12 protein-coding genes and 1 pseudogene are annotated in these 16,407 nt (G+C 40.0%); 6 read left to right on the forward strand and 7 right to left on the reverse strand.

Going from position 1 to position 16,407, the window contains the following annotated elements; genetic code table 11:
- Nucleotides 1-225 precede the first annotated feature (225 nt).
- Nucleotides 226-576, reverse strand: coding sequence for a hypothetical protein (locus AOR04_RS13865; RefSeq protein ID WP_232525477.1), 351 nt, complete (start codon nucleotides 574-576; stop codon nucleotides 226-228).
- A gap of 247 nt (nucleotides 577-823) precedes the next feature.
- On the opposite strand from AOR04_RS13865, the pseudogene AOR04_RS13870 reads away from it, so the two are divergent.
- The 4 genes and pseudogenes from AOR04_RS13870 (at nucleotide 824) to AOR04_RS13885 (ending at nucleotide 5,271) form a co-directional block, all read left to right on the forward strand.
- Nucleotides 824-1,995: pseudogene (locus AOR04_RS13870) on the forward strand (hypothetical protein).
- A gap of 64 nt (nucleotides 1,996-2,059) precedes the next feature.
- Nucleotides 2,060-3,319, forward strand: coding sequence for an IS4 family transposase (locus AOR04_RS13875; RefSeq protein WP_157770546.1), 1,260 nt, complete (start codon nucleotides 2,060-2,062; stop codon nucleotides 3,317-3,319).
- A gap of 236 nt (nucleotides 3,320-3,555) precedes the next feature.
- Complete coding sequence (locus AOR04_RS13880) at nucleotides 3,556-4,290, forward strand: AAA family ATPase (RefSeq protein ID WP_096793682.1); 735 nt, start codon at nucleotides 3,556-3,558, stop codon at nucleotides 4,288-4,290.
- 204 nt (nucleotides 4,291-4,494) lie between these two features.
- The gene (locus AOR04_RS13885) at nucleotides 4,495-5,271 is read left to right on the forward strand and encodes a hypothetical protein (protein WP_232525480.1); all 777 of its coding nucleotides are present in this window, start codon (nucleotides 4,495-4,497) and stop codon (nucleotides 5,269-5,271) included.
- Between the two features lie 1,222 nt (nucleotides 5,272-6,493).
- Here AOR04_RS13885 and AOR04_RS13895 read toward each other — a convergent pair.
- From AOR04_RS13895 to AOR04_RS13920, 6 genes are all read right to left on the reverse strand, one after another.
- Complete coding sequence (locus AOR04_RS13895) at nucleotides 6,494-6,778, reverse strand: addiction module antidote protein (protein ID WP_096793685.1); 285 nt, start codon at nucleotides 6,776-6,778, stop codon at nucleotides 6,494-6,496.
- A gap of 5 nt (nucleotides 6,779-6,783) precedes the next feature.
- Nucleotides 6,784-7,080 (reverse strand): type II toxin-antitoxin system RelE/ParE family toxin, encoded by a 297-nt coding sequence (locus AOR04_RS13900; RefSeq protein WP_096793686.1) that lies wholly within the window; start codon nucleotides 7,078-7,080, stop codon nucleotides 6,784-6,786.
- Nucleotides 7,081-7,396: 316 nt separating this feature from the next.
- A complete protein-coding gene (gene gcvP / locus AOR04_RS13905) occupies nucleotides 7,397-10,288 on the reverse strand; it encodes an aminomethyl-transferring glycine dehydrogenase (protein WP_096793687.1) in 2,892 nt (963 codons plus the stop codon).
- Between the two features lie 161 nt (nucleotides 10,289-10,449).
- The gene (gene gcvH, locus AOR04_RS13910; protein WP_096793688.1) at nucleotides 10,450-10,839 is read right to left on the reverse strand and encodes a glycine cleavage system protein GcvH; all 390 of its coding nucleotides are present in this window, start codon (nucleotides 10,837-10,839) and stop codon (nucleotides 10,450-10,452) included.
- 73 nt (nucleotides 10,840-10,912) lie between these two features.
- Complete coding sequence (gene gcvT, locus AOR04_RS13915; RefSeq protein WP_096793689.1) at nucleotides 10,913-11,995, reverse strand: glycine cleavage system aminomethyltransferase GcvT; 1,083 nt, start codon at nucleotides 11,993-11,995, stop codon at nucleotides 10,913-10,915.
- 98 nt (nucleotides 11,996-12,093) lie between these two features.
- Nucleotides 12,094-12,693: a hypothetical protein gene (locus AOR04_RS13920; RefSeq protein WP_096793690.1), complete on the reverse strand. Its 600-nt coding sequence runs from the start codon at nucleotides 12,691-12,693 to the stop codon at nucleotides 12,094-12,096.
- Between the two features lie 126 nt (nucleotides 12,694-12,819).
- Between AOR04_RS13920 and AOR04_RS13925 the strand changes: the two genes are divergently transcribed.
- Nucleotides 12,820-13,665 carry a LysR family transcriptional regulator gene (locus AOR04_RS13925; protein ID WP_007378851.1) on the forward strand — a complete coding sequence of 282 codons (846 nt, stop codon included), beginning with the start codon at nucleotides 12,820-12,822 and terminating at the stop codon, nucleotides 13,663-13,665.
- A 282-nt stretch (nucleotides 13,666-13,947) separates the two neighbouring features.
- The gene (locus AOR04_RS13930) at nucleotides 13,948-16,104 is read left to right on the forward strand and encodes a TonB-dependent receptor family protein (RefSeq protein ID WP_096793691.1); all 2,157 of its coding nucleotides are present in this window, start codon (nucleotides 13,948-13,950) and stop codon (nucleotides 16,102-16,104) included.
- Nucleotides 16,105-16,407: the final 303 nt, after the last annotated feature.

Genomic DNA, 16,407 nt, shown 5'->3' on the forward strand with positions numbered 1-16,407 from the left:
AATAGGCAAGCATGGATATGTTTTCACGGCGTTATTACCCAGCCCACAGTGTATATTCACACCAATCGACTTAATTACTTGATGTGTAGCCATCTTCAAATTGAGTTTAAATAATAAGAACACTTGGTTTTTGAATAAAAAGTTCAAGAAAACACAGCTGCCTACTTGACTGAAGCTTTCTAATGGGGGACAGGGCAGCCTTGGTTTTTCTATCGCCTAAAGTCATTATTCAAAAAATAATGTAGATGAAAAAATTAAAAGTACGCAAAGCATAAAAATTACAAAATACACTTTAAATAGTATCGAGACTTGAGCTGGCACCTTGTTTCTATCATTTAATAAATTATAACGTTTCGCATAACAATCAAATAAAAATACACTGCCATAATGAAGTAAACCATGGAGCACCATAAAAATATTTAGGGAATAGTAACGATTTCCTGACTCTAAAATATCTTCAACCGTTCTGAGCTTTTCCCCTTTTAAATAAAAGACTAACGGTAAAAGAATGATAAAAATGACACCTAGACCAATCCCAAATAAAAGTAAGCCAAAAAGTTCGATATCAATAGTCACTTTTCGATCTTTTCATATAAAACCCTTTCCAATTTATCTCCTTTTTCTGAGAAATACTTTCCACCTAAATACCCGCTACCTTCTCCAACAACAATACCACTACAGTACGCAATTAAGTTAAAAGTGCAATTGCATAACAAACAACAAAAGCAAATATCAGTCGATTCAAAGTTAATTGGTTGCCCTAAGTTAGTAATAATAGGATAGTAAATTACACATAAAACAATAGCTTTATCTTAGGAGTATTATGATCAAAGTATTATTAGCGACCAGCTTAATTGCCTCTTCATTCGCTGTTTTAAGTAACCCTTTAACTGTTGAAGAACAGCGTATCAACAAAGCCCAATCAGCAATGCCAAATGTTTTAAATGCATTTACCCCACAAGTATCAAGTTTTGAGCAACAATTTAAAGAATTAAACAACTTTAAAAGTGCAAAAATATTAGTACAAAGCTTTAGCTTTGAACTGTGGGAAAACGCAAAAAAACGCATAGCAAAAACCAATAACTACGACGACCGAGAGCTCTACTGGGCGCGCCTGCTTTCAAGTAAAGTAATACGCACAACTTCACCTAAATTTTCAATTACGCAGGCTCAACTAAATACTTTACTAACCCTACTTGAGGAAGGCAGCAGAGGACGTACCGACCTTGCTTTTTCATCAGGCAGCACTAAAAAAATATTACTAACAGGCTTAGACCCTTTTTTACTCGATAAAAACATAAACCAAAGTAACCCCTCAGGTGTTGCGGCGTTATTACTCGACGGCCAAGTTATTAATTACAACGGCATAAGCGCAGAAATTAACACCGTTATGGTGTCTGTACGCTACGAAGACTTTGATCAAGGTATAATAGAGTCGCTACTTGCACCCTACTACGCACTTAATAATGTAGACATGGTAGTAACCGTAAGTATGGGCAGGACAGAATTTGATTCAGAGCGTTACCCAGGTAAACGTCGCAGTGTAACCGCCCCCTATAATACCAATATTGTGTATGGTGAAACGTAAACAAGCCCAGTGATACCAAAGCTTAATGGCCGACCACTCCCGGGCAACAGTTTGTAAAATTTAGCTTGCCTGTAACTTACATGCAAAAAGCCAAAGGCCCTTATAAAGTTATCGACAATCACGAAGTCGCCACGCTTAAAAAAACCTATAAAGCGGGTTCGTACGGCGAGCTAAAAAATAGTATCGCGGTTAATGGCGGCAGCGGTGGCTACTTGTCTAACGAAATATCGTACCGAAGTATTCGCCTGCGCGATGCGCTTAATTCAAGTATACCTACAGGGCATATTCATACCCCACGTATACAACAATTCGAACCAGAAACAGAAGCTAAAATAGTAAAACAAATAAAGGCAATGCTAGAGCAAAGCTTAGTAGCGCTACATAGGTTGGATCTTAAGAAAACTTGAAGTTGAACTCTGTTAATGATCAAATAGTTACGCCAATAAAAACATGACTAAAAACAGAGTTCACATGCAGATTAACCAAGTTTCAAACCAATTAAAAGCCCTTATCTCAGAAAAACACCTCATTGAGCTTGCAAAAACCTCTGGATTTCAAGTTCGACACCGTTGCCTGTCGATCGTTTCTCTGCTCAAAGCCGTATTTAAAAGCTTATCTTGCCTGCAAGACGCTAACTTGTCAGATATCCATCAAAACTTGCGAACGCAGGCTGATTGCACGATAAGTTATAAACCCTTTCATAATCAAATTCGAAAACCAGCCTTGACTGAGCTTGTCCGTGAGCTCGTTATTCAAGCGATGTCTAAATTGACTGTAAACACGCTGGATAAAACCTTTTTTACCCAGCGAGGAATACAGCGAGTGTTATTGCAAGATGGTTCTTCATTTGCTCTACATGATGAATTAGCGCAGGTTTTTGCTGGTCGTTTTACTGCTGTAAGTCCTGCCGCAATTGAGTTGCACGTTACCTATGACCTATTTAATGAACAACCCTGCGAAATAGATATTCGTCCTGATGTTGAAACTGAGCGCGCCTTTTTACCAGGTAGCCACACACTTGAAGATACGTTATTACTTGCTGATGCTGGGTATTTTGACTTAGATTACTTTGAGCAAGTAGCTCAAGATGGCGGATATTTTTTGATCAGAGCAAATAAAAACATTAACCCAATCGTTACATCAGCTTATTGCGCGGGTATAGAAATTAAAGAAAAAAACATTAAAATCAAAACGTTACTCGATAAATTCGCAAGCCAACCACTTGAATTAACAGTACGTTGGAAGAAAAATGGGCCCGAGTACAGGCTTATCTATTTACCGAATGAAAAGCGCCCCGTTTTCCTTGTTACTAATTTAAAAGAGGCACAGTTTAGCTTTGACGAACTACTCGATATATATGCAACTCGTTGGCAAATTGAGTTGTTTTTCAAAGAACTAAAGTCATGGAATAATCTTAAAGGGTTCATCACACGAGATCCTCATATTGCCGAATCATTGGTTTGGCTGAGCATACTGCAAACACTTATCAAGCGTTTTATCTGCCATAGTGCAGCGGGTATGTTTAAGTGTGCGATCTCGACATTTAGAGCGAGTAAGTGCAGTTATCTTTGGTTGGATGATATTCTGGATTGCATAGAACAAACACGGTGCAGCCATAAGATACATCGTGTATTTGAGCTACTAGCGGTAAATTGTAAGCGGCAAAGCATTGAGAAAAACAATGATATTTGCCGTTTTAAGATAGGAAGTCACACGGTCTGTGTTCCTTAAGAACTAAGCTATGAGTAGCGCTATAGTTTATAACGACTAGTTTAAGCACATAATAAAGGGCAATAACATTGCCCTTTTTAAATGGGGTTACTAGGGGCAAGTTTTGCATTTTTAAATCACAAAAGGCAAAAAGAAATACCTGCTCCTACCAATTTACTGATTCTGGATTCTGAACTTATCTAATAAAATTAGTAGTATGTACTCGTATATTTATTTGATGTGATAGAAAAGCAATAATGGACTATAAATTCGAACACTTCACGATTAAACGCTTTCGTTCACTTATGAATGTTGAAATAAAGGTGGTTAATGGTCAGCCCATTACGATCTGCGGGGAGAATAATATTGGAAAAACTAACGTACTAGAGGCACTGAATATTTTTTTCAACCATATTGAAGACATTGAGCTATATGATGTAACAACTGACATACCACACCATATTTATTATGGTAGAGGTGGCGAACTTCAAAATACTGAGCTAACAGGTAAGTTTTGTATTAATGTATCAGAAGTCATAACGGTCAAAGCCACGTTTAAAAAAGACCTGACCATTGAATATAAGATATCTAGTTCTGATAAAACTAAAACACTCCCCCAGACGGAAAAAGCATTTAAAGATATCGTAAAACACTTTAAGTATTTTTATGTAAAGTCTAATAATGTCGATATACCAAGTTTAGTGTCAGAACTTTTTGCTTCAGATGGTTTGCTCAAGCTTGATAAAAAAAGAGCTAAACAGCAAAAGCCTTTAGAAACATTAAAACAATTTCAGGCGCAAGCCCAAGCTGCGTTAAACGATATCCAGAAAGAACTAAATCAACAATTACAAGAGCTAAATATTCTAAGCTCTTTGGACTCTAACAGTGCAATCAAAATTACGTTCGCTGAGTTTGATAAATTACGTGACGTTGTATCCAGAATGACTCAAGTTACGATAGATGACGGTAATGACTCAAGTTACGATAGATGACGGTAATGACCATTCTATTTCTTCTAAAGGTAGTGGTGCTCAAAGAACTGCTTTATTGACTTTAATGAACTATATCGCCTCAAATGCTAATAAAAAGTCATTTGGGGCTTAGATGAGCCTGAAATATTTCTTCAACCGAAAGCACAAAAACAATTATTTAGAGCTGTAAAAAAGATAGCTAGAGAAAAAGAACAAACTGTGGTTATGACTACTCACTCGCAGCATTTTATTGATCTAAATAATTTAGAATACACTTATTTGTATGTCTGTGATGTGAATGAGAAAAATTACGTTAGGAAAAAAGATCGTTCGTTTTTTGAAGAATCCACACATGCTCAATCTTTTTCATCTGAATCAGCTAAAGCTAAGGGTATAAGAGAGCATCTAGGCATAGAGAATAACGATGGATGGAATTTATTACCTTACAATATTATAGTGGAAGGTGAGACAGATAAAAAATACTTAGAAGCACTGATCGAACACAACGAGATGATTGCCCCCAACATAATCTGGTCTGGGAGTGCTTCAAAAATATCTGGTTCAGTCCAATTTTACAATAATTTGGCAATAGACCTTGATTTTAAACCGCAAATAAAAATAATTTTGGATAATGATGAAGCGGGTAGAATCGAATATAAAAATTTAGAGAACAGCGTTAACAAAAATAGATTCTCAAACCTAAGTATAGAGCTATTAGTTTATCCAAAGGAAGACGGTACTGTCTGGGATAAGAAAAGTAAAAATTTTGACTGGGAAGTTGAAGATTTTTTACCCAATGAGCTTATGTTCGATTCCGTAAATAAAATATTAAAAAATGCTAAATATTCAATTATTAAAAAGAAGCTAAGAGACAATAAGTCAAAAGCAGCTAACTTGAATACTCAAATTTTTATGTATGCTGAGAATGCGCAAAACTCGAAAATCCAGATAAAGCTCCTTTTCAATTGTCAGGAGAAGGGCAAAAGAAAAGTATCTGCCTAGAGGTTGTTAAGCTTTTAAGTAATAAAGTATACGAACTTACCGAAGCTCAAGTTACTTTCCTATCAGAAATTTGTGAGTCATAGTATATGCTTGTATTACATCAGTAGAATAAAATAGGATCAAAAGGATCGGACCAGCCAAAAAATTGCAGAGCGTTAGGTCTTGTTTCTTGCCAAGTCCAAACACCAACCTCACGTTTAACACCCTTCCCCGTCATCACGCCCTGAAAATAAGCAATTGATGAGTAATGCATTTCATGGATGAAATGAAAGCCATGCTTGCACATGGATGTGCTTTCATGGCGTTTACGTTCATATCAATTGTGGTTTGTAGGATTAAGCGTGATGCTCGGGTGCGCTGAGAGGTGACGAATAACCGAAGCGTAGCTTCGCAGTATGAGGAAGTGAAGGCATGGATGCCGACAGTAACCCAGCTTCAAGGATGAATTACTTACAGCAGAGTTAAGTTTGAAAATCTATAGCCCCGCTTTGGCTCACCAAGCCAGCGCGACAAAACCTTGAATAAGGTTTCTAATTTCTAGAAGTGCCCAACGTATTCGCGTTATCGGTGATGATAACCTCAAACACCTATTTAAATACTTATTCGGGCTGCCGCCCGCGCGTCAGCAAGCTAAACGCCTACAATAAATAACACATACTCTTGGCTTTTGAGCGAGTAAGTATATTTGTGATTCGTTGGGTTTCGTTACACTCCACCCAGCCTAGAGGAACTACAGAGAGGTGCAGGTCTTGTTTCTTGCCAAGACCAAACACCAACCTCACGTTTAACACCCTTCCCCGTCATCACGCCCTGAAAATAAGCAATTGATGAGTAATGCATTTCATGGATGAAATGAAAGCCATGCTTGCACATGGATGTGCTTTCATGGCGTTTATGTTCACATCAATTGTGTTTTGAAGGAAATAGCGTGATGCTCGGGTGCGCTGAGAGTGTCCAGAGAGGGACCAGCGGCAGCCCCTCTTTGGCTGCTGTCGCCAGCGCGACAAAACCTTGAATAAGGTTTCTAATTTCTAGAAGCGTGAAACGCGAAACGCATTCGCGTTATCGGTGATGATAACCTCAAACATCTATTCAAAGACTTATTCGGGCTGCCGCCCGCGCGTCAGCAAGCTAAACGCCTACAATAAATAACACATACTCTTGGCTTTTGAGCGAGTAAGTATATTTGTGATTCGTTGGGTTTCGTTTCACTCAATCCAGCTTATGCAACTTGTGTTGTAAGGCGAAAGTTAAGTGCTTTCATCACTTTAAAAATCGTTTCCCAACGTGGCTTGGTTTTACCGTTAACTGCTTTATATAAGCTTTCACGGTTTAACCCCGTTGCTTTAGCAATATCACTCACGCCATGTTTTTTTACTAATAAGCCAAGTGCTTCAATAAAGGTATTTGGATCATCATCAGCTAAACACTCTTCTAAAAATGTATTAATTTCTTGCTGTGTTTCCATATAGTCAAACGGGTTAAAATCTGATGTTTGTAGCGTCATAGTAATTACTCCAATTCACTTAAAAGGGCTTTTGCTTTGGTAATGTCTTTACCTTGTGTGCCTTTGTGTCCACCATTGAGTAGTAAAATAACTTCACCGCCTCTAATTATGTAATAAACACGATAGCCTTTCCCTACGAAAATTCGCATTTCAGATATGCCACCACCAACAGATTCACTATCGCCAAAGTTTCCATTTATGGCACGTGTAATACGTTTAGCTATTGCCATAAAAGCTTGACGATCTTTGAGCTTTTTAAGCCATTTATCGAACTCGTTGGTTTTCTTAATACGATATTTCATAAAACCATTGTAGCCCAAAGGCTACATACGTGCAATTTTATTTAAGGGATACCGAATTTTGATTTAGCAATCAACGCGTCAGCAAGCTAAACGCCTACAATAAATAACACATACTCTTGGCTTTTGAGCGAGTAAATATATTTGTGATTTGTTGAGTTTCGTTTCCCTCTACCCAACCTACGCCCATATAATTTATGGCGAATCACCACACACAAAAAAGCCGTTGCATTGCTGCAACGGCTTTTATAATTTTGATAAATCCCCAAACTATAATGGAACTTACTACCCATTAAAGTTCAAAAATTAGTCTCTGCTCTTAATCGCGATATGTCTCAACCGCAGGGCATGAACACACCAAGTTACGGTCGCCGTATACGTCGTCTATACGTGTAACGGTTGGCCAGAACTTGTTTTTAGCCACTGCAGGCACTGGGAATGCAGCGTAAAAACGGTCGTACGCGCGGTCCCATTCGTTACCTAACACATCGCCTTGTGTATGCGGTGCAAACACAAGTGGGTTATTTTCGATTGACCATTCGCCAGAGATTACTTTTTCAATTTCGCCTTTAATCGATACCATTGCTTCGATAAAGCGGTCAATCTCACCTTTTGATTCAGACTCAGTTGGCTCAATCATTAATGTGCCAGCTACTGGGAACGACATAGTTGGTGAATGGAAGCCGTAATCTTGCAAACGCTTAGCTACGTCCATTTCAGTAATGCCTGATAGCTCTTTAAGCGGGCGTAAGTCAACAATACATTCGTGAGCAACACGGTTGTTACGACCACGGTATAAAATTGGGAAGTGCTTGCTTAGCTCATGCGTTAAGTAGTTAGCATTAACAATTGCCATTTCAGTAGCTTGTTTTAAGCCCTCTGAACCCATCATGGTGATGTAAGCCCATGAAATAGGTAAAATAGCGGCTGAGCCGTAAGGCGCTGCCGATACCGCACCATTACCAATGTTAGTACCTGGTACGTTAATTACGCTATGGTTTGGCATAAATGGCGCAAGGTGCGATTTAACACCAATTGGGCCAACACCTGGACCACCGCCGCCGTGTGGAATACAAAACGTTTTATGCAAGTTTAAATGCGATACGTCTGAGCCGATAAAGCCTGGGCTTGTTACGCCAACTTGCGCGTTCATGTTTGCGCCGTCCATGTAAACTTGGCCGCCGTGCTGGTGAATAATGTCACAAATTTCGCGAATTGTTTCTTCGTATACACCGTGCGTAGACGGGTATGTGATCATGATGCACGATAAGTTTTCAGACACTTCCTCAGCTTTCGCTTTAAGGTCGCTCATGTCTACGTTACCGTTTTTGTCACAGTTAACTACCACAATTTTCATGCTCGCCATTTGCGCTGATGCAGGGTTAGTACCGTGCGCAGAGCTTGGTATTAAACATACATTACGGTGTGCATCACCGCGTGACTCGTGGTATTTACGAATCGCGATTAAGCCTGCGTATTCACCTTGTGCGCCAGAGTTTGGCTGAAGTGATACTGCATCGTAACCAGTAATGTTTACTAGCCAGTCGTGTAGCTCGCCAATCATTATTTGGTAACCCTCTGCTTGATCTAGCGGGCAGAATGGGTGAAGGTTTGCAAACTCAGGCCACGTAATTGGGATCATCTCTGCGGTCGCGTTTAGTTTCATGGTACATGAGCCTAACGAGATCATTGAGTGATTAAGCGATAAGTCTTTGCTTTCTAGTCGCTTAATGTAGCGAAGCATGTCTGTTTCGCTGTGGTAGCTGTTAAAGTTTGGATGCGTTAGCACTTCGTCATCACGTACTAAACTTGCAGGAATTGACTCGCTGCCATTTGCTTCAACGTCAGCTGCTATAGCGTCAACACTTAGGTCATGGTCTTCGCCTAAAATAATATCGAATAACTGCGCTACGTCTTCACGTGTTGTTGTCTCAGATACCGAAATTGAGTACTCGCCTTCGTGGTTTGTTGCAAAGTTTACGCCTTTTGCAATTGCACGTGCTGTTATGTCGTCTTTGCTGTCGTCAACGATTGTTAGCGTATCAAACCAAGTGCTGTGCTTAAGTGCGATGCCTTTAGCTTTAAGGCCAGCAGCTAAAATATCAGCAAAGCGATGTATACGCTGCGCGATAGTTTTTAAGCCTTGTGGGCCGTGGTACACCGCGTAAAACGCTGCCATGTTGGCAAGTAATACTTGCGCTGTACAAATGTTTGAATTGGCTTTGTCGCGGCGAATGTGTTGTTCGCGCGTTTGCATTGCCATACGTAGTGCGTCGTTACCTAAACGGTCTTTAGATACACCAATAATACGACCTGGTAATGAACGTTTGTATGCGTCACGTGTTGCAAAAAATGCAGCGTGTGGACCGCCGTAACCCATAGGTACGCCAAAACGTTGAGCCGAACCAAGTACTACGTCTGCGCCTAGTTTACCCGGTGCTTTTAATAGTAATAAACTCATTATGTCGGCAGCAACACAGGCAATGGCCTTTTTGCTTTGTACGCCAGCAATTAGGTCAGTTATGTCTACCACTTCGCCTGATGTAGTTGGGTATTGGAACAATGCGCCAAAAATATCGTGCTTTACGGCATCTTCTGCTTTACCTACAATTATTTCAAAACCAAACTGCTCGGCACGCGTTGTTACTACGTCGATAGTTTGTGTGTGTACGTCGTCGGCAATAAAAAAGGCATTGGCTTTTTTAGCTTTTGATACGCGTTTTGCAAGGCCCATAGCCTCTGCAGCGGCTGTTGATTCGTCAAGTAGTGATGCACTTGCTAAATCAAGACCAGTTAAATCTAGGGTCATAGTTTGGAAGTTTAATAATGATTCTAAACGCCCTTGTGCAATCTCCGGCTGATACGGTGTGTACGCTGTATACCAACCTGGATTTTCTAGTACGTTACGTAAAATTACGTGCGGTACGTTAGTTGGGTGGTAGCCTTGGCCAATGTACGATTTGAAAACTTTATTTTTGCTTGCTACTGATTTTAAGTAGCTTAGTGTTTCAACTTCAGTACGGCTTTGTCCAACTGTTAACGGTTGCTCTAGACGAATGCTAGCCGGTACAGTTTGGTCAATGAGCTCTTGCACACTCGATACTTCTAAAGCACTTAGCATATCGCTTACTTGTGCTGGGCTTGGCCCAATATGGCGGCGAATAAAATCTTGCTTTTGCTCTAGTTCTTCAAGAGATTTGGCGTTTGACATGTGTCCAGATTCCTATGATCCTAAATGCTAATGGGTAACTAGCATTAATTAAAATATTTGACGATTTTACAACTCACTAAGTATGGGGTGGTGAGCTGTAAAATCATAAAAGCCCCATTTTTGTACATTAAACGGGGCTTTTAGTTATCTTCAAAAAATTATTATTCTTCGTCGATAGTGTGCGAGTAACCTTCAGCGTCTAATAAGTTGTCTAGCTCAGACTCGTCAGATGCTTTAATACGAAATAACCAACCGTCGCCGTAAGCGTCGTTGTTTACTGTTTCTGGTGAATCTTCAAGTTCTTCGTTAATAGCAACAACTTCGCCACTGATAGGTGCGTAAATATCTGATGCCGCTTTAACCGACTCTGCTACTGCACAGTCTTCGCCGGCGTCTACTTCGTCGCCAACTTCTGGTAATTCAACAAATACCATGTCGCCAAGAAGTTCTTGTGCATGCTCAGAAATACCAACAGTAAATGTACCGTCGCCTTCGTTACGAACCCACTCGTGTGAAGGTGCGTATTTTAACTCGCTAGGAATGTTGCTCATTTTATTTGTCCTTTGGTTTATATTGGGAGGATACCAATCACTGTAATTACACTGATTGGTATAACCAAATTATTTAAATTATTGATTTACCGTTACGTACAAAGCTAGGCTTTACTACTTTAACGTTTACTAATTTTTTACGCATTTCTACTTGAGCTGTATCGCCTGTTGAACGTGGCACACGTGCAAGGGCTACACTAAAACCAAGTGTTGGTGAGAAAGTACCTGAGGTAATAACCCCTACCCCACCGTCAACAATTACTTTAGAACCGCTACGCAAAACGCCTTTTTCTTCAAACACTAAGCCAACTAGTTTGTCAGTGCTTTTTTCTGCGCGTTGCTTAACAAGTACGTCTCGACCAATAAAGTCACGACTCTCTGGTTCCCATGCAATGGTCCATGCCATGTTAGCTGCAAGTGGTGATACGCTTTCGTCCATATCTAGGCCATAAAGGTTCATACCTGCTTCTAAACGTAGCGTGTCGCGTGCACCTAAACCAGCAGGCTTAACACCTGCGTCTAGCAGTTGTTGCCATAAATCGGCTGCTTGGTCGTTCGGTACTACTATTTCGTAACCGTCTTCGCCAGTATAACCCGTTGTGGCAATAAATAAATCACCTACTTGAACACCAAAAAATGGCTTCATACCTTCAACAGCGGCTTGTTGCTCAGCATTTAAAAGAGTGGCTGTTTTTGCTTTAGCGTTAGGGCCTTGCACTGCAATCATTGCAAACTCTGGGCGCTCTGTAACAGCTACGTCAAAGTCGCTCGATACGTTAGCTAAATGCGCTAGGTCTTTTTCGCGCGTTGCTGAGTTAACAACTAGGCGGTAAAACGTTTCACTAAAGAAATAAATAATTAAGTCGTCTATTACACCGCCTTGCTCGTTAAGCATGCCTGTGTAAAGCGCTTTGCCTGGTACGGTTAATTTTGCAACGTCGTTAGCTACTAGCTTACGTAAAAATGCTTTTGCTTGAGGCCCTTCAATATCAACAATAGTCATGTGTGATACGTCAAACATACCAGCGTCGGTACGTACGCTATTGTGTTCTTCTATTTGTGAGCCGTAGTTGATTGGCATTTCCCAGCCATGAAAATCAACCATTTTTGCGCCCGCTTCTAGGTGCTTAGCATGTAGTACAGTTTTAGAAGTCATAACATTCCTTCACGTTTAAATTAACCCTGTTTAGGGCGTGGCTTAAATAGATATAAAAACAGGTAAACATTGTTATGCTTACCTGTTGTTTGTATTCGTTATGCGGCTTCACTATGCATAAGTGCAAAACCTTGCGCTTGCATGTAGCTTTGCCATTTTTGTAATTCTTGTTGTTTAGCGACTAATACAAAGTGTTGTTCGTCGTTTTTATCAATGGCGGTAATAAATACATCACCGCTTTGTGCACCGTAACAAAGTTGCGCGTCAGAAAGGCGCAAACCTGGTGTTAATTTAAAAGCATTTACTAGGGTGTCAAATGCATTGCTACCGCTTAAAGTAAAAGTAGCTAGGTCGGTTCGCATTACATAATCGATATCAAAACGAAGTTGTTGCTCATTTATAAGCGCTTGTAATTGAAGGCTTGCGCTGTGTGGCAGTACGAATCTAAACGCAGTTTCGCTAAAGTAATAAACAGCAAAGCTGTAGTCAGAATTATAGTCGCCATCAAGCGTGCCTTTTAAGCCTAAACCGCTGGCGGTAAGCTTAGTTAAATCAAGGCCTAAAATAGAACTTAAAAATACACTGGTTTCGGTGCCACTAAAATCCATTACAACATTGCTGCTGTTTGCTTGCAAAGCGTTAGTAACCGCACTACTTGCGTTGCTGTGGCGGGCAAACATTATTGGGTTAAAAGTCATAACAAACACCTGTGTATTTTCAATGCTAAAAGTATATTGCGCGAGGTGTGTAACAACAAATTGTAATTATTTATCAATTGATAAATAATACTTATATATATAGCCATATAAATTGTAATTATAAATATGAAAAACATATCAACCGACAGTTTACGCACCTTTGTAATGGTAGTTGAAGTAAGTGGTTTTGCTAAAGCAGGCGACTTACTTGGCCTATCGCAACCTGCGGTAAGCCTACAAATAAAACGTTTAGAAGATGTGCTTGGCTATAAACTATTTAAAAAACAAGGACAGCGCCAAGTATTAAACCAGTACGGCGAGCTATTACTGCCTATGGCAAAGCAGATGATGCAACACAACGATGCTATTTTGCAGCAGTTCACCTCAGAAAACATTGCAGGTAAAGTGCGCTTAGGTATTCCGAGCGAATTTGCGGCGCGTATTTTACCCTCAATTATTGGCGACTTTGTGGCACTCTACCCAGAGGTGTCGTTAGAAGTTAAATCGCGTTTAAGTAAACATTTGCTTTCGGCCTCAAGGCAAGATCAGTTTGATTTAGTGCTGGCGCTAAATGAGCGTCTCAGCTCTGAAAAATTCCCTATTTTTATGCAAGACAAACTCGTATGGGTGGGGGATCTATCACTTGCACAAAACGACGTGGTTACGCTGGTTACCGCACCAGAGGGGTGTATTTATCGTCGCCGTGCTACTGATGCATTAAAAAGTGCAGGTATAAAATACCGAATTGTCTATAGCAACGCCGATTTAACCGGTCTTATTGCCGCGTTAAAAGAAGGCTTAGGTATTACGGTACTTGCTAAAAGCACAGTACCGAGTGAACTTAACTATCAAGTTCAAACCAAGCATTTACCTGCTCTTGGTAATATTGGTATTAGTTTGGTTAAAAGTTCGGGCGAGTCGGAAAATGCAGTAGATAAACTTGCTGAGTTTATCGCACTGCGTTTAGGCTAACACCAATAAACATAACCAATTGAAAAGCAAACAAATTAGCAACAATCACATCTAAGCTAGTTAATATAAAGCGCTTAAAAGTAAATATACCTAGTTCAAACTTTATAACTAGTTAAGTAATTACAAACTGCTACAAAAGAAATAATTTAGTTAACTAAGTTGCATAAGTAGGTGTTTTTAGTTCTAAAAAACTGAATCATTAAATAGTTAATAACATTGATTCGTATTCGTTAACGTGTTCAAATTACGCCAATTAAGATAATTGACATGATTAGGAACACAATGAACCCTAAGTTTTTAGTATCTACTTTGGCAACTGCGGTTGCTTTGTCTTTTAGTGCTACTGCAATAGCAAAAGACACCAGCAATAAAGAACAACGCTTTGAACAAATTACTGTTATTGGCTCTCAGCAGGCAATTAACGATATTCCTGGTTCGGCTACGTTTATTTCTGAAGAAGATCTGCAAAAATTCCAGTTTACCGATATTTCTCGCGTTTTAGCGTCTGTTCCGGGCGTTTACGTGCAAGAAGAAGACGGTTATGGCCTTCGTCCTAATATTGGTATGCGCGGTACAGGTACTGGCCGTAACGATAAAATATCAGTAATGGAAGACGGTGTATTAGTTGCACCAGCACCATATTCAGCACCTTCTGCATACTACTTCCCTACTATGGGTCGTATGGAGTCTATTGAAGTATTAAAAGGCGCAGCCTCAGTTAAGTACGGCCCTCGTACTACAGGTGGTGTTTTAAACTTACTTTCGCGCAGCTTACCAACTGAGCCAAATAGCTCAAAAGGTATGGTAGATGCAGCCCTTGGTAGCGACGGTTACTACAAAGGCCACGCTTACTTTGGTAAAGAAAAAAATAACACAGCAGGTTTAATTGAAGTATTTACTTACGGCGCAGATGGCTTTAAAGAGCTGCCAGTAGGTAATGACAACACCGGTTTTGAAAAAACAGATTTACTATTAAAGTTTGGCCACACGTTTGGTCAAAACGATGCGCATAATCTTGAGCTAAAAATTAAGTACTCTGACGAAACATCAGACGAAACATACATGGGCTTAACTGACGAAGACTATCAAGAAAGTCCTTACCGTCGTTATGCTGCATCGCAAAACGATGAAATGAATACGCGCCACAACGCATATCAACTTAACTACGCGTACCGTTTTGGTGATGGCTATGAGTTTTTAGCAACAGCTTACTTAAACGATTTTCATCGCAACTGGTACAAAGCCAGCAAAGTAAGCGAAAGCTACCTTGAGCAATACAGCGAATTTGAAGCAAACCCGACAAGCGAAGGCATTGAAGGTATTGGTGTTAAAGCTAATAATCGCGATTACCAAGCTAAGGGTATTCAGTCTGAATTACATATTCCGGCAGGCGATCATTACATCACTGTTGGTGTGCGTTACCACGAAGACGAAATGGATCGTTTTCAGTGGGAAGACAAATACACACTTAATCAAGACCTAAGCTTAACGCTTACAGAGCAAGGCGTTCCGGGCTCTGATAGCAACCGCGTAGATAGTGCCGAAGCAAGCACCTTGTTTATTCAAGACGAGTGGACAATTGATGCATTAGTAATAAGTGCTGGTCTTCGTTATGAAGACATTACTATTACGCGTGAAGAGTGGTCTAAATCAGATCCAACGCGCAGCAACGGTTTAACTAAAGATGTGTCGAACGATACCGAAATTTTAGTTCCGTCGTTAGGTGCTACTTACACGCTTAACGAAAACGTAACGCTACTTGCGGGCATTCAAAAAGGTTATGCGCCAGCAGCACCTGGTAATGCAGACCAAGAAGAAGAAGAAAGCGTAAACATTGAGTTTGGCTCTCGCTTCAACATGGATAGCTTTAGTGGTGAAATAATTGCCTTTTATTCTGACTACGACAACATGCACGGTAACTGTACTGCAGCGGTTGGTTGTAGCGACGACAACATTGGCGACCAATACAACTACGGTGAAGTAGAAGTAGCAGGCTTTGAATTTAGTGCAGCACGTACGTTTGCAACTGATACAGCTATGTTCCCAGTTAAATTAACATACACCTACACAGACTCTGAGTTTAAAAACGATTTTGATTCAGAAATTTGGGGCGCGGTAGAAAAAGGCGATGCAATGCCTTACGTACCAGAAAACCAAGTAGCGTTATCGTTAGGTGCTGAGTTTTCTGCGTTTGTAGTTAACAGCCAAATACGTTACGTATCTGATGCGCATGCTAACTTAACGCAGTCGGGCTTAAACGCAATTGATAGCCGCGTAGTATGGGATTTAGCTGCTAAATACTTAATCGATGAAAATCAAAAAGTATACCTAAGCGTTGATAACTTGTTTGATAAAACATACGTTGCTAACCGTTCAAACGGTGGCATTCAGCCAGGTAAGCCACGTACTGTACAGATGGGCTACACTTATAGCTTTTAAGCTTAAAGCTGGTTAAACGGTTCACTAACAGCGTTAATAATTTTTTATGTAAGACCACTACACATCTAAATTATTGCCTTGTTATTAAACCGTTTACCTGCGCTTTGTATAGGGTAAGTGGTTCACTAACAGCGTTGATAATTTTTTATGTAAAAGCACTACACATCTAAATTATTGCCTTGTTATTAAACCGTTTACCTGCGCTTTGTATAGGAGAAATCGTTCACTAGCTGCGTTAAAAATAACTCATATAAGAACAACTATATTGCGTTATTTTTGCCTTGCTATAGAGTTATTTTCCTA

It is taken from the genome of Pseudoalteromonas sp. 1_2015MBL_MicDiv (assembly GCF_002407505.1).
Classification (GTDB): Bacteria; Pseudomonadota; Gammaproteobacteria; order Enterobacterales; family Alteromonadaceae; genus Pseudoalteromonas; species Pseudoalteromonas fuliginea.

Coding starts and splice junctions, on each gene's coding strand:
- AOR04_RS13875 (WP_157770546.1), top strand. CDS start 2,060: ATGCAGATTAACCAAGTTTCAAACCAATTAAAAGCCCTTATCTCAGAA.
- AOR04_RS13880 (WP_096793682.1), top strand. CDS start 3,556: ATGGACTATAAATTCGAACACTTCACGATTAAACGCTTTCGTTCACTT.
- AOR04_RS13885 (WP_232525480.1), top strand. CDS start 4,495: ATGACTACTCACTCGCAGCATTTTATTGATCTAAATAATTTAGAATAC.
- AOR04_RS13895 (WP_096793685.1), bottom strand. CDS start 6,778: ATGACGCTACAAACATCAGATTTTAACCCGTTTGACTATATGGAAACA.
- AOR04_RS13900 (WP_096793686.1), bottom strand. CDS start 7,080: ATGAAATATCGTATTAAGAAAACCAACGAGTTCGATAAATGGCTTAAA.
- gcvP (WP_096793687.1), bottom strand. CDS start 10,288: ATGTCAAACGCCAAATCTCTTGAAGAACTAGAGCAAAAGCAAGATTTT.
- gcvH (WP_096793688.1), bottom strand. CDS start 10,839: ATGAGCAACATTCCTAGCGAGTTAAAATACGCACCTTCACACGAGTGG.
- gcvT (WP_096793689.1), bottom strand. CDS start 11,995: ATGACTTCTAAAACTGTACTACATGCTAAGCACCTAGAAGCGGGCGCA.
- AOR04_RS13920 (WP_096793690.1), bottom strand. CDS start 12,693: ATGACTTTTAACCCAATAATGTTTGCCCGCCACAGCAACGCAAGTAGT.
- AOR04_RS13925 (WP_007378851.1), top strand. CDS start 12,820: ATGAAAAACATATCAACCGACAGTTTACGCACCTTTGTAATGGTAGTT.
- AOR04_RS13930 (WP_096793691.1), top strand. CDS start 13,948: ATGAACCCTAAGTTTTTAGTATCTACTTTGGCAACTGCGGTTGCTTTG.